Here is a 20,718-nt window from a genome sequence, read left to right as displayed (position 1 = left end):
TTGTAACTCCCGGTTATACGGGGGTTACCTATCACTTCATCAACAATGGAAACCACACCAGCCAGCAAAGCCAGCAGCGTACCGGCAGATCCCGATGACAAATACTCCATCGGAAATACGGTGACGGAAGTTAAGGAAGCATTTGCTCCGCGGAAATCAGCAGTAGGACGAGGCATTGAGAGTCAGATTGCATCTGTACTTACTCAAACTGTCATGCGCCGGCTTCCGCCTCCTTTGAACTTTGTGGCACCGCTCGTAACTGAAAAGCTGATTATGAAATATGGTGTTGAAGAAGGACGTGAACTCCTGCTGAAAGCATTGTATTGGGTTAAAAAAGCTACGGACGATGAGTCTGCCAAGCTGATCACCAAAACTTCGGCTGTACTCTGATCAGCCAAAGATGCATTTAATGAAGTCTTCCGGATCAGATCCGGAAGGTTGCCTAGCCTTACCTGTTATATAACAGGCAAGGCTTTTTTTAGTTATATATACGTCAGCCTGCAAACCAGACCTGTATGCACGCAGAGCAGGCGCATCAACACACTTCTGAACCGGCCGGGATACGCATACCTGGCTGATCCGGCGGCGAAATATTGAGAAATACTCCAAAGTAACAGGTTGAGGTTCAACAACTACTAACGGTACGTATCTGCCAGACCGGACAAGCTAATTTTCGACACACAACGCACAGACAACAGGACATACGACGGCAGGATTGAAGGCGGGACTGGGTATTCCCTCTACATTCGGCCAGTCCGGCAAAAGAGATGTGGAAATAACTACGCAATCTTGATTGTCCTCCGGTTTTACTGAACAACATTGAACAAAGTGTCGTAAATTTAATGCAAGTATGATGAGGTAGTCACTTTATCCAAAATGATAAAATGCATGCTGGCAATGCCAACAGGCATTGTCAGGCAGGACAACTTTAAATTTCAATTTTTACCCTTACTGCAATATGCAAAGACAGACGCAGACGCAAAGACAGACATTAAAATACTCCCCATTGCAAATTCAGATGCTGAACCTTCTGCATTTGACAACCATGGAGCTTGAACAGAGAATTAAGGAGGAGTTGGAGGAAAATCCGATCCTGGAAGAAGGAAAGGAAGAAAATGCCGCAGAAGAGACTGCTGACGAGTTTGAAGACCCCAATGATACGCTGGGAGCCGGTGAGGATAACAGTGTTCAGGATTATTATGACTGGGATGAGTTCAGGGATGATGATGTTCCCGATTACAAAACGTATGCAAACAACCAGGCTCCGGATAATGAACTATATACACGTCCGGTTGTTGAGGCCATCTCATTCCGCGATGACCTTAAACAGCAGGTGCATTTCCTGCAGCTTGATGAACGCCAGCAGCTGATTGCCGACTTTATACTTGATTCGCTAGACGAGGATGGATTTCTGCGCCGCGAGAGTGATGTGATTGCAGATGACATTTCATTTGCCAATAGTATGTTTATCGAGGGGGATGAGGTGAACATGCTCCTCAAACTGATTCAGCAGCTCGATCCTCCCGGCATTGCAGCGAAAGACCTGCGGGAATGTCTGCTGATCCAGCTCAACCGCCTTGAAAACCGGGATGATACCTGGCACTCGGCCTACCGCATTGTATCCGACGCTTTTGATGAGCTTGGTTCGCGCAATTACGATAAGATCATGCGCATCACGGGTCTGGACGAGGAATGCCTGAAAAAAGCCATCCAGGTTATTACCACGCTTAACCCCAAGCCTGCATCCGGCCTGCGCAATGACTCGATCATCAATGAAAGCATCAAGCCCGACTTTATGCTCTGGTATACCGAGGACGGCGAGATAGAAGTACAGCTTACCTGGGGCAACAGCCCGGCGCTGCGGCTCAACAAGCTTTTCACGCAGATGGCCGAGCAGAAGAACGATAAGGCGACCAACCAGTTCCTGAAAAACAAGATGAACTCGGCTAAGTGGTTTATCGACGCCATCAAACAGCGCGAAAATACCATGCTGAGCACGCTGAAAGCGATTGTGAGGCTGCAATATGACTACTTCCAGTCCGGGGATGTGAAAAAGCTGCGTCCGATGATTCTGAAAGATGTGGCGGAAATTATCAACATGGACATCAGTACCGTGTCCCGGGTTACTACCAACAAATATGTACAGACGCCTTTCGGCATCGTACTCCTCAAAGATCTTTTTACCGAAGGGGTGACCAATGAGGATGGTACCGAAGTATCGAACCGGGAAATTCAGGAAGCAATCCGTGAGATTGTGGCCGCCGAAGACAAGCGTCATCCCTACAACGACCAGCAGATTACCGATATGCTGTCAGAAAAAGGATATTCGGTAGCAAGGCGGACTGTGGCCAAATACCGTGAACAGATGAACATACCCACTGCCCGGTTAAGGGTAACTATATAGTTTTCATAAGATCAAGTTTAAAAAGCGCTACCAACCTGCATGAAAAAAATTGTTGTTGTTGATGATGAGGCAGATATATGCTTCCTGTTGAAAAGATTTTTGTCAAAAAATGATTTTATCGTTGAAACCGCGCAAAACGGAAAGGACGGTCTCGCGCTTATTGACTCAGTTTCGCCTGATCTGGTAATGACAGATTTCCGGCTTGGTGATATTACCGGAACGGATCTTCTCACAACTATTAAAACCAAACGTCCCAACCTGCCTGTACTCATTATTACGGGGTACTCGGATATCAAAGTGGCAGTGAATGTCATGAAGCTGGGTGCGTATGATTATATCACAAAGCCCCTTTTTCCCGACGAGATCCTGGTGACCGTCAAAAAGGCCATTGCCGATGCCGAGTCGCGGAAGGATGAAGAGCATGAGTACCAGGCGGCTGCCACTACCAGCAGCAGCAGTACCACCACCGATGTAGCGAAACCTGCACGGAGGATGAGTGCCCGCAGCAAGGCAGGCTACATTCTTGGTAACAGTGAAATTTCAGAAAACCTTTTCAAGCAGGTGGACCTGGTGGCGCCTACCAATTTCAGCGTGATTATTTACGGCGAAAGCGGCTCCGGAAAAGAGGCGATTGCACAGGAAATTCACAATCGCTCCAAGAGAAAAGACATGCCGTTTGTGGCCATGGACTGCGGTGCGATCTCCAAGGAGCTGGCAGGCAGCGAGTTGTTCGGACACGAAAAAGGATCTTTTACAGGTGCATTGCAAACCAAGATCGGGCATTTTGAGCTGGCTAATGGTGGCACTTTGTTTCTTGATGAAGTATCAAACCTTTCTTACGAAATTCAGGTAGCACTGCTCCGCGTAGTTCAGGAGCGTAAAATGCGCCGGATCGGCGGCAGCAAGGAGATCGATCTTGACGTGCGGATTATCGTGGCAAGTAACGAGCGGCTGCTGGATTCAGCCAAAAGCGGTAAGTTCCGGGAAGACCTTTATTACCGGTTCAACGAATTTACCATTGAGGTACCTGCTCTCCGGAACCGTAAAGATGATCTGATGCTTTTTGCAGGGTCATTCCTGGAAAGTACCAATGCCGAGCTCAGCAAGAATGTGACGGGTTTTTCGGAGGATGTCAAAAACGATTTCCTGAACTACTCATGGCCGGGTAACCTGCGTGAGCTGAAAAACGTCATCAAAAGAGCTACACTCCTTTCGGATGGTGAGCTGATCGAGCAAAAGTCGCTTCCATTTGAAATCGTAAATTACCGCAAGCTCAAAGACCTGGACGATGAGCCCGTAGCTGCGGCAACCAGCATTTCGGGCCTGGCAGAAAGCGCAGAAAATGACGACACAAAGCCCAGTCTGAAATCTGTGGCTAACGAAGCCGAGTACGACATGATCATGCAGGTGTTGCGGGATGTCAATTTTAATAAAAGCAAAGCCGCTCGTTTATTGAACATCGACAGAAAGACGCTTTATAATAAAATGAAGCAATTCGATATCTGAGCCGTAAAGCGGGACACATTATAATGAATAATAAAACCATACGGGTTCTTCTGGTCGATGACGATGAAGACGACTATTTCCTGACCAGGGAGTACTTTAACGACCTGGTCAACTGGAAATTCGATATTACCTGGTGCTCAACCTTCAAACTCGCCCAGGAACATATTCGCCAACACAAATACGATCTTTATCTGTTTGATTACCTGCTCGGTGAAAATACGGGCATCGACCTGATCGAGCTGGCCTGCCAGTTTGAGTGTGAGGAGCCGATTATTTTGCTGACAGGAAAAGGGGATACCAAAATCGCGGTGGAGGCATTGCGCCTTGGTGCTGCCGACTACCTGATCAAAAGTGAGCTGGATGCCGAGAAGCTGGAAAGAAGCATACGCTATGCCCTTGAAAGAACCTCGGTGATGAAAGCCTTGAAGCATAGTGAACGCAGGTACCGCCGTATTTTCGAGGAGTCCAATGATTTCCTGTTCATCTGTGACCTTTCCGGCAGTATTATTGACCTTAATACCTCAGCGAGTGCATTTACAGGGTTTTCTGAAGAAGAACTCAAACGCAAAACCATTCTTGAAGTCATTGAGGATTCACAGTTTGATGTGCTCTGGAGAAACATTGAAGATCAGCCCATTCACGATTACGAGGTAAAAGTACTGACCAAAGACGGAGACCGTAAATACTGCCTGTTTTCTGCATCTGTGGAAATTGACGAAGGCAGCCCGTATATACAGGGCCGGCTTCATGATATGACTGCCCGGAAGCAATCGGAGAAGGAGCGCCTGTTTTCAGAAAAGATGGCAGTGACCAACCGGCTCGTCCGCATGCTTGCACACGAAGTACGCAATCCGCTGACCAACGTGAACCTGTCGGCCGAGCAGCTTGAAATGGAGCTGGTAGATGATGATCAGAAGTTTTACACGCAAATTATCAAGAGGAACTGTAACCGGATCAATGACCTGATTACCCAGTTACTGCAGCCTTCCAATACCCTCGACGTAAACCTGGTCGAAAGTCCGATACATGCAGTACTTGTGGACGCCATTGGTGCAGCGCTGGACCGGGTACAGCTCAAACGCATACAGATTGTTAACGAGTTTGCTGACGACGACCTGATCATACCTTTGGATCCTGTATCATTGCAGATGGCCTTCCTGAACCTGATCACCAATGCGATCGAAGCCATGGAGGAAGACAGGGGCATTTTGCGCATCAGCACCCGGTTCCTGGGTGATGGTATCCAGGTTATTTTTGAAGATAACGGTTCCGGGATTGCAGAAGAACACATTGAGCGCATTTTCGAACCCTATTTTACGGGTAAAGACAATGGCATGGGCATTGGTCTTTCTACGACCATGAGCATTATCCATGCCCACCATGGCAAGATAGACGTACAGTCGAGCCTGGGCACGGGTACTACCTTCACCATCCATTTTCAGCCACCCAAATAGAATCCATTCCAACCTTAATGGTCCTGCAACGGTCCCGGTTTTGACGGCGTAGTGTCGATTAAAGCCGGGACCGTATGTTATGAAGCAAATCTTTACCCTGTTACTTTTCCTGGGCATACTGCCGCTCATGGCACAGGATGCTGATTATTACCGCAAGATTTACACGCGCCCGCTTAGCCCGGGACTTTATCATGCAGCAGCTGTTCCGGGAGGCGATAAAGATGCTAAGGTCCCAAACCGCTGGTATTTCGGAGTGGATGGCTTTCTGATCCGGGATGTGAATACGATCACCAGCAACTTTGATGAGCTGATCGGCACCGAGTCACCGGTATCAGCCTCCTGGGGCGTAAACGTGGGGTGGGTTCACCATGAAAACTGGACCATGGAGGCCACATATACTCGGTCCGCGATTCACAATATACTGATCGTCAACGGGTACAATCCGTTGCGGTACAATATTCAGAATGACAGGAACAACCTGATCCTTCGGGTAAAGCGACGATTGCTTTTTAACAAAAATGAATTGAGGCGCCCGGCATTCTGGATTGGCATAGGCGGGGGCATTGTCCCTAATTCGGGACGGCAGAAAGACTACTATGCATTTGAAGGATACCGGCAGGAAGGCAGGTGGCAACCGGTGGATACCCTGCATATGACCAGCAATTCCTACATCAGCAAGTCGGCAACCCTGCTTGCGGAAGTTTCGGCAGAGTATGTGGTAAAGGTGGCAAAGGTGGTTGACCTGAGTATTTTTGCGCGCAGGCAGTGGGGCTTCGGAACATCTGTTACCACGGACCTGGTGTACAGCATCAACAACCAGGTTGCCGACAGATCCACGATCACCGGCAAGGGTACCGGCCTGAACCTGGGCCTGTCGCTGCGTTACGTTTTCCACCTGGGTTCTGATTTCTCAGCATTGGATTTGAGATAAAACCAGATGCAAAGAGGACGTCCGCAGCATCAGTACGGACGTCCTTTCTCATTCACTATTCCCTGCTACCCGTCATCCTGCCCATTCTCCCGGCACTCCGGAGATTGAAAAATCTGTAAATAATGGGGAAGATCAGTAAGGTCAGCACGGTGGCAGTGATCAACCCGCCGATAACCACAATCGCCAGGGGCTTTTGCGTTTCAGAGCCTATCCCCGTGGAAGTAGCAGCAGGAAACAAGCCTATCGCCGCCATGAGGGCCGTCATCACCACAGGCCTGATCCTGGACTTGACGCCCTCCCGGATGGCATCGTCCAGCGACATCCGTTCAGCCAGGTTCTTGTTGAACACCGAGATCAGTATGACCCCGTTCTGCACACAAAGCCCGAAGAGCGCGATGAATCCCACACCTGCCGAAATTCCGAAGTTCATATGGGTTACATGCAGCGCCAGGATTCCACCGATCAATGCAAAAGGTACATTGACCAGCACCAGCCCTGCATCCTTGGCATTGCTGAACATGATAAAAAGAAGGATAAAAATACCTACAAGGCTGATCGGCACTACCTGACCGAGCCGCTCGGTAGCGCGTACCTGGTTCTCAAATTCACCTACCCACTCCACCGAGTATCCTTTGGGCAAATCGGTCAGCTTGGCTTTTACCCGCTGCTGTGCCTCCGCAATGGTACTGCCCAGGTCGCGGCCGCGCACCGAAAACTTCACGCCAATGAAACGCTTGTTGTTATCACGGTATACAAACGCAGGACCCGTTACCTTACGGATTGTGGAAATTTCTTTGAGCGGGATTTTGCTGCCCGTCATCGTGGGTACCATCAGCTGCTGAAGATCCTGCTCATCGCGGCGGTACTGCTCCTGGTAACGCAGCCGGATGTCGAACTTCCTTTCCCCTTCGTACAAAATGGAGGCTGTTTTCCCGCCGATGGCCATTTCAATCACTGCCTGGGCATCTGCGGTGCTTACGCCGTACTGCGCCATTTTATGATCATGCAACACCACACTGATCTCGGGCTGGCCGATGTTCCGGATGAGACCCAGGTCCTTGATACCATCCACATTCTTCACAGCACCCATTGCGATGGTGGCGTACTTTTCCAGCTCTTCCAGGTCATTCCCAAAAATCTTGATTCCATTGCTGGCCTTGTAACCGGCTACTGCTTCGGCCACGTTATCGACGATCGGCTGCGAATAGTTGTAAAGCACGCCTGGATATACGCTGAGGCGCTTGTTCATTTCGTCTGTGAGCTGCTCCACGCTGATCTTCCGCTTCCACTCGCTCTTGGGAACAAGGTCAACCTGGAACTGGCAGAAGTAAAAACCGTTGGGGTCGGTACCGTCATTGGAGCGTCCCACCTGCGAGAGTACCTGTCTTACTTCCGGGAAAGTCGAGAGGTCTGCACGGATATCGTGCGCCATTTTTACACTTTCGGGCAGGGACATGCTCATCGGCAGCTCGGCGGTCACCCACAATGCACCTTCATTGAGCTGGGGCAAAAACTCGGTACCGAGCAGCGTAGCCGAAAACAGGGATATTCCCATGAAAACCGAGGCGGCTATGATGCTGATCTTTTTTCGTCTGAAACACCATTCAAAACCATTGGTAACGATCCGGTTGAAGAAGTTGACGATAGGGTTGTTCTTTTCTTTTACATTTTTATTTAACAAAAAAGAACAAAGCACCGGCACCAGGGTAAGCGTGTAGAACAATGCACCCAGCAAAGCAAAACCCAGTGTATAGGCCAGCGGACTGAACATTTTACCTTCCACTTTCTGAAAACTGAAAATGGGGATCAAAGCCGTGATGATGATCAGCTTGGAAAAGAATATAGCCTTACCCAGCTCGCCGCCCGTCTTTTTGATCAGGCCGAGCTTGGATAAGGTATTATACCGCGCCATGCCCTTTCGGTGTGCCAGGTGATCAAGCGTCACGAAAATCCCCTCCACCATGACCACAGCCCCGTCAATAATAATCCCGAAGTCGATCGCACCCATGGAAAGCAGGTTGGCAGACATCCCTTTGAGACGCAGGCAGGTGAATGCAAAGAGCAGCGCCAGCGGGATGATGATGGAAACAATCATGGTTGTGCGCCAGTCGGCCATGAACAGGAATACGATCACGGTCACAAACACGATCCCTTCCACGAGGTTGTGCTTCACGGTATTGGCACAAAACTCAATGAGATTATCGCGATCGTAAAAAGTAACCATTTTGACGTCAGGCGGCAGTACTTTGGTGTTCAGCTCATGGATCTTCTCCTTGATCCGTCCCAATACCTCGCTCGGATTCTCTCCTTTTCGCTGTACCACAATGCCTTCCACGACGTCATCACGTGAGCCGAGCCCCACCTGTCCTACCCGCGGCAGGTCCGACTCGCGCACATCGGCCACGTCCTTCACCAGTACAGGGTAATCTTTTACATACTCCACAATGATATTCTGAATATCCTGCACGGATTCGAGCAGGCCGATACCTCGAACAACGTAAGCTTGTGCATTCTTCTCGATCACATCGCCACCCACATTTACGTTGCTCTTGGTAACTGCCTGGTACACTTCAAGAGGAGTTATGTTATACTTGGTAAGCTTGGTAGGGTTCACCTGAACCTCATATATCTTTTCGCGTCCGCCAAATGCAACCACGTCTGCCACACCGGGCACACTCCTCAGCTGACGGTCGATCACCCAGTTCTGAAGTGTGAGCAAATCGCGGCTGTCCCGGTCTTTACTTTCCAGCGAATACCTGAAAATCTCACCCGTAGGTCCGTAGGGAGGCTGTACCTCAGGCTCTACCCCCTCCGGCAACGATACGGTACGAAGCTGGTTGTACACTTGCTGCCGGGCGAAAAAATCCTCCACATCGTCATCAAAAATGATCTTGATGACAGACAATCCGAACATCGTAACACTGCGGACATTGGCCTTGCGCTGCACCGAGTTCATTGCAATTTCGACGGGCTGGGTTACAAAACGCTCAATCTCCTCGGCACTGCGCCCGTGCCACTGCGAGACGATAATGATCTGGGTATTGGTGACATCGGGAAAAGCTTCCAGCGGCGTGCTGCGGTAACTGACAATACCAGCCACGATCATCAACCCGGTCAGGAAAAAAATGAAAAAGCGGTTTTTTAGGGAAAATCCAACGATCCCCCGGATGAATTTATTCATGTGGCAATGATTGAATGACTGAATGACTGAATGATTGAATGGGGGAATTTTGAGTGAGCGAGTGAGTGAGTGACCGAATAGAAAAACATTCAGTCATTCAGTCATTCGGTCATTCAACATTCACCTGCTCACTCATTAATCGCATTATAAACCAGCAACTGATTCCTGGATATCACCCGCTCGCCGTCTTTGAGGCCGGCGCTGATGTAGGCGCGGTTGGTAACGGTGCGGTATACGTCCACGGACCGGGCTTCGATCTTGCTGGGACTTGTGAATACCAGCACCCAGTTTTTACTGCGGTCGAAAATGATGGCCTGGGAGGGTACTGCCTGCATTTTGATATCTTCTGCGAAGTTCAGCGATACGGTTGCATGCATTTCGGGTTTAAGGCGGAAGCCCACGTTTTGCAGCTGAATGCGGATGCGCATGGCGCGGGTCTCGGGGTCGAGGACATTGTAAATCTTGTCCACTTTCCCTTTAAAAACTTCGTCGGGAAAGCTGATGGTACGTACTTCTGCGGGCATACCGAGTTTGATGCGCGGAATGTCGCTTTCATTCACATTGGCCATCACCCACACATCGGCGATCTGGCCTACGGTAAAGAGGCTCTCCGTATTGTCCGAGCGGAGCTGCATGCCCCGGTTTACATTTTTATCAATGATAAATCCATTGATCGGCGACTTTACGACGTAGTTGGTGGATTTGCCTAACCCGTAAATGGAGAAAATCTCCTTCACCCTGCTCACCTCGGCCTGAGCCTTGTCCACCATCTGCCGGGCTGTAATCACATCCCGCTCAGGTACCAGCTGGCTTTCATACAAGTCTTCGGTAGATGTAAGATTTTTCTTGGCAATCAGCAGATCCGACTGCGCCTGGATCATTTCACGCTCAAAGTCAGCGACTTCGCCCGAGCGGATCACTGCCAGCTTCTGGCCTTTTTTTACATTGTCGCCCAGCTCAACGTCCACCTCTTCCACATTACCGCCCACCAGGGGAAATATCTTGATCACCTGGTTCTCGTCGGGTACCACCTTACCTACCAGCGTCAGCTCGTTCCGCACGGGTTCGGTTATCACGGTATCCAGCTTGATCCGGTGCATCATCGTGTCCGACAGCATGAATGCCTTGGAATCTACAGGCGCGTCGGTCTTTTTTTCACAGGAAGTCAGCCAGGTACAGGCGGTAGCAAGGATGACGATATACAGGGAATTTTTCATTGTATGTTAAATAATGACGATGCTGATTGATGTTCCGGGTCAATTGAAAAGCTCTTCCCCAACCACGAAGTTGAGTTCCTCGTATACTTTGATGCGGTCGGCCTGCAGGCGGTTATAGGCCCGCACACTTTCGTTGTAGGTTTCGATAAAGTCTATGAATTCGAGGAGGGTGATATTCCTTTTTTGAAAATTATCGTAAATGCCTTTGCTCAGCAGCTGAAACTGATCTGTAAACTGGCTTTCTACGCTCTGGTAGGCTTTTTCTGCGATGTTCACTTTTTGCACCGTCGCGGCTACCTCATTGCTGACACTGTTGACCTTGGCATTTTCAGCCGTTTTAAAATAGCTGATCGAGCTGCGTGCGGCTTTGATATTACCCTGATTGCGGTTGAAAAACGGCAAGGTCACCGCAGCATTTACGCCTACATAATTGTTGACATAGTTGCTGGCCTGGTCATAGATCACCCCTACCTGGATATCGGGACGTGCAAGTGCTTTCTGAAGCGTGTAATTCAGCTCCGCCTGCTTGGTCGACGACTGGATCACTTTCAGGTCGGCCCTGCTTTGCAATGCCTTATCTCTCAGCGCAGCAAGTGTGAGGTTCTGCATCTGGTACCGGCCGATCTCTGCACTGTCTACCAGGGCTTTTACAGGCTGTTCTACATTGAGCAGCGTGCGCAGATCGCGCTGGTTTTCCTGTAATTCGAGGAGGATTTCGGCCCGGTCATTGCTCAGCTGAAAAAGGAGTGCTTTCAGGCGCACAACCTCTTTGAGCGAAATATTCTTGCGCTCGTACTCCTTCTGAAATGCATTGACCGTGGTGTTGAGCGTAGCAATCTGGTTGTCGTACAGCCCAATGGTTTGTCCAAGAAAATGGGACTCAAAGAAAATCTGGCGTAATTCGAATTTGAGTGTACGGACCAGATCGTAAAACTGGTATTCCGTTTTACGGGTTGACTCCACGTCGAGCGCTACCTGCTTGTTGCGTTTGCCGGCCCGGGTGATCAGCTGATCGATGGTAAATGCTTTTTGACCGCCTTTTCCTACATCCAGAAAGCCGCGCGAAGGATTGTAGGCGCTGATTTCCACACCAAAGGTCGGATTGTTCCAGAGCCTGTCCTGCACCTCCACCGACTTGGCAATGTCGATCTGGTACTTTTCGGCGAGTATTTCAAGGTTATGTTGCAAAAACAGGCTGTCGGCCTGCCTGATATTGATGCTGAGCGTATCCTGTGCGTGTAGGGCAATGGAAAAGAGGATAAAAAGTCCGGTGATGTGAATCCGCATATGTTTGTTTTTAAACACTGCGATATTCCCACCTGCGGATTACAGGGCGCTTAGAATAAAGTTAGAAAAAAATTAGAAACTCAGATGTGGTACAACTGAACGCTGAATTCGCTGCCTTTGCCTACCTCGCTCGTAACCGAAATGGTACCCTGGTGCAGCTCCACAATCCGCTGACAAATGGACAGGCCGATCCCGAAGCCGGGGAGCTCGGCAGCATTGGACGATCTGAAAAATGGATTGAACACATGCGGCAGGTCTTCTTCACTGATCCCGATACCCTCATCCTTTACCTTCACGGTACACGACTTTTCATCAGACGATATCAGGATTTGGGCCTTGTGGTCGGCGGAGTACTTGCATGCATTGTCAAGCAGGTTTGAAAACACCCTTTTCAGCAACTCTTCGTTTCCCTTGATCACCGTCTCGTTCTCGTTCTCGGGTATTTTCTCGTAATCAATGGTAATGCGGTAGCCCGGATGGAGCGAGAGCAATTCTTCCTGCGCCAGGAAAGCGAGGTCTTCAATGTGTACCGGTGCCATTTTCATTTTACCCATATTCTCATACGACCTTGCCAGAAAAAGCAGGTTGTTGGTAATGCTGATCAGCCGCTCGGTATCGGAGGCCAGGTTGGTAAACACCTCTTCCAGCTGCATGTTATCCCGGGCAAACCGCTGGCCGAGCTGGATCTCGGACTTCAATGCCGCAAGCGGTGTGCGCAGCTCATGGGAGGCGTGGGACACAAAGCTTTTCTGCTGCTCAAATGCCTGATTAAGCCGGTACAGCATCATATTGAAATTCATGGCCAGGCGCGCAATCTCATCTTTCCCGTTCCCCTCGTCGAGCTTTTGCGAAAGGTTTTGGGCGGTAATCAGCGATACACCCTGGTTAATGCGGTTGATCGGCCGCAATGCATTGCCGGCAAAGTAAATCCCCAATCCGATGGTTACTGCAATGCCGGCCAGCAGGCCCCAGCCGAGGGTACTTTTCAGGTTTTCGAGCTTGCTGTGACCGAAAGTGTCAAATGCAGAGGCGAGTACCACTAGCGGCTCGTCACCCTCCTCGTACAGCAGGCCGATCACCTCGTTTTCGGCCTGGTGAAATTCCATATAATGTTGCTGGCGGACCTCATCCAGCAGGGCCGACTGGTACGTAAGCAACTTATCGTCAACGCTTGAATAAATCAGGTCGTTTTTGGAATTGAAAATAAGCACCTTCTCGTCCAGCATTTCAGAAAGGGTATTCTGGTCGATGGCTTTCAGAAGGTCCTTATCAATACCCTTCACTTTTACCAGGAGGCGGCAGGTAGTACTGGCCCGGCCACGCAGACGATCATAAAATTCCTCCTGCCGGTAATGCTCAGAAATGCTGTAAATGGCAATGGAAAAAAGCATCAGTACCGCCGCTACCAACAGCGTAAACTGACCCGCAAGACGGTCTTTGATCTTCATGGGGAGGTACTATTCTTCTTTGAGAATATAGCCCATACCGGGACGGGTATGGATCAGTTTGGTGGAAAAATCTTTGTCCACTTTCTTACGCAAATAGTTGATATACACCTCTACTACATTCGTACCCGGATCAAAGTTGAGGTGCCAGACGTGCTCGGCCAGGTCCATTTTAGACACTACCCTGCCGCGGTGAAGCATAAAATATTCAAGCAGTGCAAACTCTTTGGCAGTCAGGTCGATGGCATTGCCGCCCCGCTTCACCTGCTTGGTACCCAGGTTCATTTCCAGGTCGGATATGCGCAGGATTTTATCGGGTGTTTCGGGGTTGATCAGCTCGGCAACACGCAATGCAGCCTGTATGCGCGCCAGCAGTTCACGGAAATCAAACGGTTTCACAATGTAATCATCAGCACCCCGGCTCAGCCCTTCCACTTTGTCTTCAATTTCCCCGAAAGCAGTGAGCATAATAATGGGAAGTGAAGGCTTGTACTGCCTGATCTGCTGACAGACGTCATAGCCCTTCATACCGGGCAGGTTTACATCCAGCAGCACCAGGTCGAACTTCTTTTCGAGTGCGAGCTGCTTGCCCGTAATACCATCGTAAGCGATTTCTGCTTCAAAGCTTTCTACTACCAGTCCCCGGTAAATGTTCTGGGCGATCCTACGGTCGTCTTCAACAATCAGGATTTTTTTCATACACGTGCCATGTGCCCCGCGATGGCTGTTTTGTCCGGGCGCACATTTGTAAATATACCATTATTCCATTGCCTGCAAGTGCAACCCGCCGGTCATAGGATCAGCAAACCACCCTCTTTCAGCTCCTGCCAGGTGCGCGATTGTGTAAAAACATCAAAGTTTCCCAGCCCCTCAGATTCAAATGTACGCTTCAATGCATCGAGCGGATAAGGCTCGGGATTGGACACAAGCAGGTGCGGAAATACATCTGACAGCCAGTCGGCAAAAGGTACGCTGGTTTCGATTGCCCACTCTTTTTTCTTGTTGTAAAAAACCATTTCCGCCACCTTATGCATGTTTTTGCCTCTTTGCTCTTCATACACGGAAACTTCGGGCAGACTGCCGAGCCACACTGCCACTGCATTGGGCCGGGCGGGTGCCTCAGGTTCCCGGACGCTGCGCTCAATGTACCGGGGTGAAACCGAGGGTGGTGGCACCGGAAAGTCGAACCAGCGGGACAATGGAAAATCGAGGCACACGCCGTGCATGTAGTTAAAAAGCGATTTGCGGAGCCCCTCCGCAAAGAGGTCATGATCCGCTCCGAGCGGATCGTCATGGTCGAGATCGTTGTTTGCGAAAGTACCGGTAGCAGGTCCCAGCCGCATGACATCGAAGCCTTCGGGATGCAGCCCTACGGGACTGTGGGCCGTCATCGCAAAGCGGTGCCAGAAACCCGACTGCACGATGCCCAGCTCAAAAAGCTGCCGGACCATTTCGAGTGCATCAATGGTTTCCTGGGCTGTTTGCGTGGGAAAACCGTACATCAGGTAAGCATGCACCATAATGCCGGCCTGGGTAAATGCATCAGCGACGCGGGCTACCTGCGCCACGGTCACGCCTTTTTTCATGCGTTCCAGGAGCCTGTCCGAAGCTACTTCGAGTCCGCCCGAAATAGCAATGCAGCCCGAAGCTTTCAGGAGCAGGCAGAGGTCGTAGGTAAAGTTCTTTTCAAAACGGATGTTCGTCCACCAGACAACCGTCAGCTTTCTTCTCAGGATTTCCAGCGCGAGGTCGCGCAGCAAGGCAGGAGGCGCGGCTTCATCTACAAAGTGAAAGCCATTCTGCTGCGTCTGCTCAATGATTTCTTCGATCCGGTCACACAGCAGCGAGGCCGTCACAGGCTCATACCGGCGAATGTAATCGAGGGATATATCACAAAAGGAGCACTTTCCCCAGTAGCAGCCATGCGCCAGTGTAAGCTTGTTCCAGCGGCCGTCACTCCACAGCCTGTGCATTGGATTTACAATCTCAATGACCGAAAGGTAATCGTGCAGGAGCAGGTCGCTGTAATCCGGCGTGCCGGTATCGCGCTGAGCGATGTCCTTTTCCTTGGCTCCGTTGTGGTACACAACCGTGCCCTCCACCCTTGAATACACTCTTTTGAGCCGGCTCAGCTCCCGGTGGCCATCGAGGTGGTCCAGCAGGGAGAGCAGTGGTGCCTCGCCATCGTCCAGACAAACAAAATCAATATAATTGAACACCCGGGGTTCTTTCAGAGAGCGCAGCTCAGTGTTGGCATACCCTCCGCCCATTACGACCCGGATATCGGGATAATGTTTTTTGATATACTGCCCGCATTTGAAACCTCCGTACAGGTTGCCCGGAAAAGGAACCGAGATACACACAATGCCCGGCTCAAACTTCCTGATCTTCTGGTCGAGCAGGTCCGTCAGTATTGTGGATAGAATGGTATCCTGTGCTTCCAGTGCCTGTTCGATGGCATCAAAGCCCGATGCTGAGCGGCCCAGTCGCTCGGCATACCGGCTGAACCCGAAATGCGGATCGACAGCTTCCTGAATGAGATCACCCAGGTCTTCGAGGTACAAGGTAGCCAGGTGCCTTGCCTTATCGTGAATTCCCATTGTCCCAAAAGCCCAGTCCATATCTGCAAGAGCCGCAAAACGGCTGGCTTCGGGCAGGTAACTACGGTCACAGATGCTATGGGCAAGGGTTGGATTGGTGTTTTTCAAAAACCGGATGACGGGATCAATGGTACTGATGTACTCATCGCGCAAGGCATAAATGCGGAAACTGTTTTCGGTCAGTTCTGCGTCGGAGGCTTCCAGTTCTGCAAAAAGCTTTTTCAAACCTTTGGAAGAAAACAGCGCCAGGATCACCTCAATACCCAGATCAGCCTGGTATGATTCCCTGCCCAGCGTGTTCAGAAAGCCTTTGAGGTAGGCAGTCGCAGGATACGGGGTGTTCAGCTGGGTGAACGGGGGAGTAATCAGCAGTGTCTTTAACAAAATACCTCAGTCAGTTGGAAGTGCAAAGTTACAAGTACCCGGCCACATTTGTGCTAGGAGCGGCGGTTTGGGAAGGTGGTTTGCATTTTCCATACAAAGTAGCTCCGGCCCTCTGTGCAAAACTATTTTACATTACCTTAATCGCCCCGGCAGGTCTGATCCGGCCGGTTTCGTGTATTATTGGGTGAAACTAAACTTTTCATAATGCGCTTAGCTCTTGTCCTGACGGTCTGCCTCTGCTCTTTTGCCGCATCTGCTCAAAATAAAACATACCCTGCCTCGGGTTTCCCCGATCGCATGATCCTGGGGTATAAAGGAGATCCCGCAACCACACAGGCCGTCAACTGGCGGACAGACTCTACGGTAAGCCAGGGTGTGGCGGCTATTCACGAGGCCGATGCATCGCCTGATTTTACTACCAAAGCCAGCCTGGTACAGGCAACCAGCCAACCGGTTACGCCCGACGGCCGCCAGGTGGTGTACCATGAGGTAAACTTTACCGGTCTGAAACCTGCCACGCAGTATGCTTACCGGGTTGGGGATGGTACACGATGGAGCGAGTGGTTCCATTTTACAACCGCCGCAGACAAGCCTGCACCCATATCGTTCCTGTACTTTGGCGATGCGCAGAATGACATCCGCTCACTCTGGTCACGCGCGATCCGCGGGGCATTTGCTACTTTGCCCAAAGCCAACTTCATTATCCATGCAGGTGACCTGATCAACCGGTCGAATACGGATTATGAATGGGGCGAATGGTTTGAAGCGGGCGGGTGGATCAACGGGATGATACCTAACTTACCAGTACCGGGCAATCATGAGTATTTCAGGGACGGCTTAAAGGAAAAAGTATCGAAACACTGGCGGCCACAGTTTGCATTGCCTGAAAATGGTCTGGAAGGACTGCTGGAAACCGTGTATTTTATAGACTACCAGGGTACCCGGTTTGTATTCCTGAATTCGGAAGAAGCTACTTTGGGCAAAAGACATCTGAATGAGCAGGCTGAATGGTTTGAAAATACTGTTAAAAATAATCCGAACCGCTGGACGGTCGTGGTGCACCACCACCCGATATACTCGACTAAAAAGGGGCGCGACAATGACGAGTGGCGCGAGAAGATGGAGCCTTTATACAAAAAATACAAAGTGGATATCGTACTGCAGGGCCATGATCATACCTATGGGCGCGGCATTAACATGCCCGTCGGACAAAGCCGGAAAAAACCGGACGGGCCGATTTATGTGGTATCCGTAAGCGGTCCGAAAATGTACGACATCGGCTTGCAGGACTGGATGGACCGGGCAGCTTCCAATACGCAGCTCTACCAGGTTATCACAATTGACGAAGGCAAGCTGGCCTTCAAGGCATATACCGTAACCGGCGAGCTTTATGATGCTTTTGAGCTGAACAAAGATGCAAACGGAAGCAATACGCTCACAGAACTATCGGACAGCCTGAAAACCGAGGAGCGGCTCAGCCTGCCCGAACGTTATGAAAAGACCTTCAAAGAGGCCGAGCTGAAAGAGTACAACGAGCGGTTTCAGGAGTATAAAAAGCGCAAGGGACTGAAATAGAAAATACCTGTCACTTTACTTTTTTACCGCCCAGAAGATCGCATTTTTAAACATTGTCTTGTACACAACACTCTCAAACAAAACCGGAGAGTGCCCCATGAAGATGTACACATTTTTCGCTTTCATCTTCGGATTGGACCAGATGACGGGATGATCTCCCATTTTGACCTTCGAATCGGGTGAGTAAGTGGATTCGTCCACACTGGCGATCACATGCACATTCGGCCGCGGACTTTTGTCGTAGCTGTACCATTCTTCTTTCTGCACCAAAAAAGAAGCGGGTACCCCCGCCATGACGGGATGTTTGCGATCTTCAACACGTACCGTGGCCGAAGCAAAACCGGGAATGTAATTTTTGTACCGGATACCTCCCATGAAGTCCGCAAACCAGGGCCAGATCTTGTACCCGTCGAACTCGCCCAGCAAGGTAGCATGGTGAAACCCGATCCAGCCACCTTTACCTTCCTGAATGTACTTTTCAAATGCAGCCGCAGCTGCCGGCTTCCAGGCGTAGGGCACATAGTCAAGCTGTATGATCAGCTGGTAGCTGGCGAGGTAGGTGTCATTGATCGGATCAGTATTTGAAATGTAGTCCACAGCAAAGTTGTTTTTGGCTGCCAGGGAATCAAGCCAGACCTTCGCTGCTTTGGAATATTCGATATGATGCCCACCGGGCTCAGCCATCGCGAGCACGCGGTAAGCCTGTGAACATACCGGCACATGAGCGGCCAGGAGAAATGCCAGTAACAGGAACAGCTTGTGCAAACGCATGCCGGATTGATTCTTCATAGGGTAAAGACAGAAAGTTATTTTAAAACAGGCAAAACCACGTGACTACCCTCCGCACCTCCCTGGTGCAGGGTAATTCCGGCACTCTGGAAGTCGGACTCACTGGCTTCAAAAATATTCATGAACTTTTGCGGATTGCGGTCCACCAGCGGAAACCAGCTGCTTTGTACCTGCACCATGATACGGTGTCCTTTCTTGAAAGTATGCGCTGTTTCGTTGAGCTTTACGGTTACTTTTTCGGGCTTGTTCCGGGCAAAAGGCTCTGGATTTGAAAAGCTGTTCCTGAACTTGCCGCGGAGCACTTCGGCCCGCACAAGCTGCTGGTAGCCGTCCATAACGACGGGCTTATCGCCCTCCCGGGCAGGCGGCAAAGTGGCTCCGACAGGCCATACGTCAATCAGTTTTACAATAAAATCAGCATCGGAGCCTGTCATGGACACCAGCAGGTTGGCCACAATTTCACCGGTAATGGTGATGTCTTTCGTAAGTGAATCGGTTGAAAAACTCAGCACATCGGGCCGGGATGATGCAAAGCGTTGATCTTCCGCCATGTACTTGTTGTTGCGGTGACCGCTTGTAACGCTGGTATATGGCACAGGATTGGCCGGCTCACTGGTGTACTCCGATTTGCTTTCGGTTCTGCCGGCAGCCTCGGTCAGCTTTCCGCCGCTATGCAAATACAGCGGCATGGGCTGCATATTTTTGGGTGGCCACACGTCGTAGGTTTTCCATTGATTGGAGCCGGTTTCAAAAACGGTTACCTCAGCCTGGTCGAAAGTACCGGTGCCTTTCAGGTAGTAGTTAAAAAAACGTGTTTCTATTTCTTCCTGGAAAAACTTGTTCACATCCGCGCCAAACTGGTACTCTGCAAAGGATTTCCACGAAGAAGCCGCCCATCCGCCGTGGGTCCACGGGCCCATCACAAGCCTGCTGTTATTGCCGGGCGATTGTTTTTCAATGGCCGAGTAGGTTTTCAGTGCACCGTAAAGATCCTCCGCATCAAACCATCCTCCTACCACCAGCACGGCAGGTTTGATATTATTTAAATGCTTTTTGATGTTGCGCGACTGCCAGAACTCATCATAAACGGGATGCGCCACTACCTGCCGCCAGGTACTGTTCGGATCCGAAAAGTAGGCGCTGGTATTGGCTTTTTTCAGTGGCCCGAAATCAAGAAAATACTTGTAGGCGTCCTGGTAGGATGCATTGAAAAAAGACTTGTAATTCTCCCCGTTTTCACTTTTTGGCCCGTCAAAACCGCTGTAAAAACTGAAATTGTCGAGCAGAAAAAAAGCACCGTTGTGATAGCAATCGTCGCCGATGAACTCGTCGGACATAGGTGCCTGCGGCGACACGGCTACCAGCGCGGGATGGGCATCGGGCAGGGCAGCTGATGAGTAAAACCCCGGAAAAGATATGCCCGACTGACCTACCTTTCCATTGTTCCGGGTATTTTTCAGCAGCCACGTGATGGTATCGTAGGTATCACTTGATTCGTCCACATCCCTGTTACCAGATTTTTTGTCGATAGCAGGCGTCATCTCGCGAAAGTTACCTTCACTTTTGTAACGGCCACGTGCATCCTGGTAAACAAAGATGTACTTTTCGCGCATCAGCATCGGATTGGGTCCAAGGCTGCGACGGTAATTGGCGATCCCATAAGGCGCTACCGAGTAAGGCGTACGCTGCATCAGGATCGGGTATGTCCGGGAGGAGTCACGGGGCGAATAAATGGCGGTAAACAGTCTTACGCCATCACGCATGGTAATGTATTGTTCGGTTTTGTAATAGTTGGCTTTAATCCAACTGGTGTCGGCAGCCGATCGCGGCTGAGCCCTGGCTGAAAATGCAACAATCAGAAGCAAACAACCGAATATACCTGTTTTCATGACAGTCTGTAAGTGAAGATGAGCACTGATCAAAATTAAGGAAGAAAGTGTTAGAA

General features: G+C 50.3%; 14 protein-coding genes. 6 read left to right on the top strand and 8 right to left on the bottom strand.

Annotated elements, in window-relative coordinates; genetic code table 11:
• The first annotated feature begins 45 nt into the window (after positions 1–45).
• The 5 genes from HWI92_RS23770 (at position 46) to HWI92_RS23750 (ending at position 6,295) form a co-directional block, all read left to right on the top strand.
• A complete protein-coding gene (locus HWI92_RS23770) occupies positions 46–390 on the top strand; it encodes a hypothetical protein (protein ID WP_204659905.1) in 345 nt (114 codons plus the stop codon).
• Between the two features lie 568 nt (positions 391–958).
• Entirely contained in the window at positions 959–2,404 is a 1,446-nt protein-coding gene (rpoN, locus tag HWI92_RS23765) for an RNA polymerase factor sigma-54 (RefSeq protein WP_204659904.1), read from the top strand.
• Between the two features lie 39 nt (positions 2,405–2,443).
• On the top strand, positions 2,444–3,910 hold the full coding sequence (locus HWI92_RS23760; RefSeq protein WP_204659903.1) for a sigma-54-dependent transcriptional regulator: 1,467 nt from the start codon (positions 2,444–2,446) through the stop codon (positions 3,908–3,910).
• A 23-nt stretch (positions 3,911–3,933) separates the two neighbouring features.
• Complete coding sequence (locus HWI92_RS23755) at positions 3,934–5,364, top strand: hybrid sensor histidine kinase/response regulator (RefSeq protein WP_204659902.1); 1,431 nt, start codon at positions 3,934–3,936, stop codon at positions 5,362–5,364.
• Between the two features lie 79 nt (positions 5,365–5,443).
• Positions 5,444–6,295 carry a hypothetical protein gene (locus tag HWI92_RS23750; protein WP_204659901.1) on the top strand — a complete coding sequence of 284 codons (852 nt, stop codon included), beginning with the start codon at positions 5,444–5,446 and terminating at the stop codon, positions 6,293–6,295.
• 55 nt (positions 6,296–6,350) lie between these two features.
• On the opposite strand, the gene HWI92_RS23745 is transcribed toward HWI92_RS23750, so the two are convergent.
• The 6 genes from HWI92_RS23745 to HWI92_RS23720 all read right to left on the bottom strand — a co-directional run bounded on the left by HWI92_RS23745 (position 6,351) and on the right by HWI92_RS23720 (position 16,412).
• The gene (locus HWI92_RS23745) at positions 6,351–9,476 is read right to left on the bottom strand and encodes an efflux RND transporter permease subunit (RefSeq protein ID WP_204659900.1); all 3,126 of its coding nucleotides are present in this window, start codon (positions 9,474–9,476) and stop codon (positions 6,351–6,353) included.
• 128 nt (positions 9,477–9,604) lie between these two features.
• The gene (locus HWI92_RS23740; RefSeq protein ID WP_204659899.1) at positions 9,605–10,693 is read right to left on the bottom strand and encodes an efflux RND transporter periplasmic adaptor subunit; all 1,089 of its coding nucleotides are present in this window, start codon (positions 10,691–10,693) and stop codon (positions 9,605–9,607) included.
• Positions 10,694–10,732: 39 nt separating this feature from the next.
• Positions 10,733–11,980, bottom strand: a complete 1,248-nt coding sequence (locus tag HWI92_RS23735; RefSeq protein ID WP_204659898.1) for a TolC family protein — start codon at positions 11,978–11,980, stop codon at positions 10,733–10,735.
• 80 nt (positions 11,981–12,060) lie between these two features.
• Positions 12,061–13,428 (bottom strand): sensor histidine kinase, encoded by a 1,368-nt coding sequence (locus HWI92_RS23730; protein WP_204659897.1) that lies wholly within the window; start codon positions 13,426–13,428, stop codon positions 12,061–12,063.
• Between the two features lie 9 nt (positions 13,429–13,437).
• Entirely contained in the window at positions 13,438–14,124 is a 687-nt protein-coding gene (locus HWI92_RS23725) for a response regulator transcription factor (protein ID WP_204659896.1), read from the bottom strand.
• A gap of 92 nt (positions 14,125–14,216) precedes the next feature.
• Positions 14,217–16,412, bottom strand: coding sequence for a B12-binding domain-containing radical SAM protein (locus HWI92_RS23720; RefSeq protein WP_204664815.1), 2,196 nt, complete (start codon positions 16,410–16,412; stop codon positions 14,217–14,219).
• A 201-nt stretch (positions 16,413–16,613) separates the two neighbouring features.
• Between HWI92_RS23720 and HWI92_RS23715 the strand changes: the two genes are divergently transcribed.
• On the top strand, positions 16,614–17,984 hold the full coding sequence (locus HWI92_RS23715) for a purple acid phosphatase family protein (RefSeq protein ID WP_204659895.1): 1,371 nt from the start codon (positions 16,614–16,616) through the stop codon (positions 17,982–17,984).
• A 15-nt stretch (positions 17,985–17,999) separates the two neighbouring features.
• Here HWI92_RS23715 and HWI92_RS23710 read toward each other — a convergent pair whose 3' ends face one another.
• Both HWI92_RS23710 and HWI92_RS23705 read right to left on the bottom strand, forming a co-directional pair.
• Positions 18,000–18,773 (bottom strand): ThuA domain-containing protein, encoded by a 774-nt coding sequence (locus HWI92_RS23710; RefSeq protein WP_229248535.1) that lies wholly within the window; start codon positions 18,771–18,773, stop codon positions 18,000–18,002.
• A 17-nt stretch (positions 18,774–18,790) separates the two neighbouring features.
• On the bottom strand, positions 18,791–20,662 hold the full coding sequence (locus tag HWI92_RS23705) for a CocE/NonD family hydrolase (protein WP_204659894.1): 1,872 nt from the start codon (positions 20,660–20,662) through the stop codon (positions 18,791–18,793).
• Between the last annotated feature and the right edge of the window lie 56 nt (positions 20,663–20,718).

This window comes from Dyadobacter sandarakinus, from assembly GCF_016894445.1.
Lineage (GTDB): Bacteria > Bacteroidota > Bacteroidia > Cytophagales > Spirosomataceae > Dyadobacter > Dyadobacter sandarakinus.
Note: the sequence above shows the minus strand (reverse complement) of the source record. Positions and strands in the feature narration are given on the sequence as shown.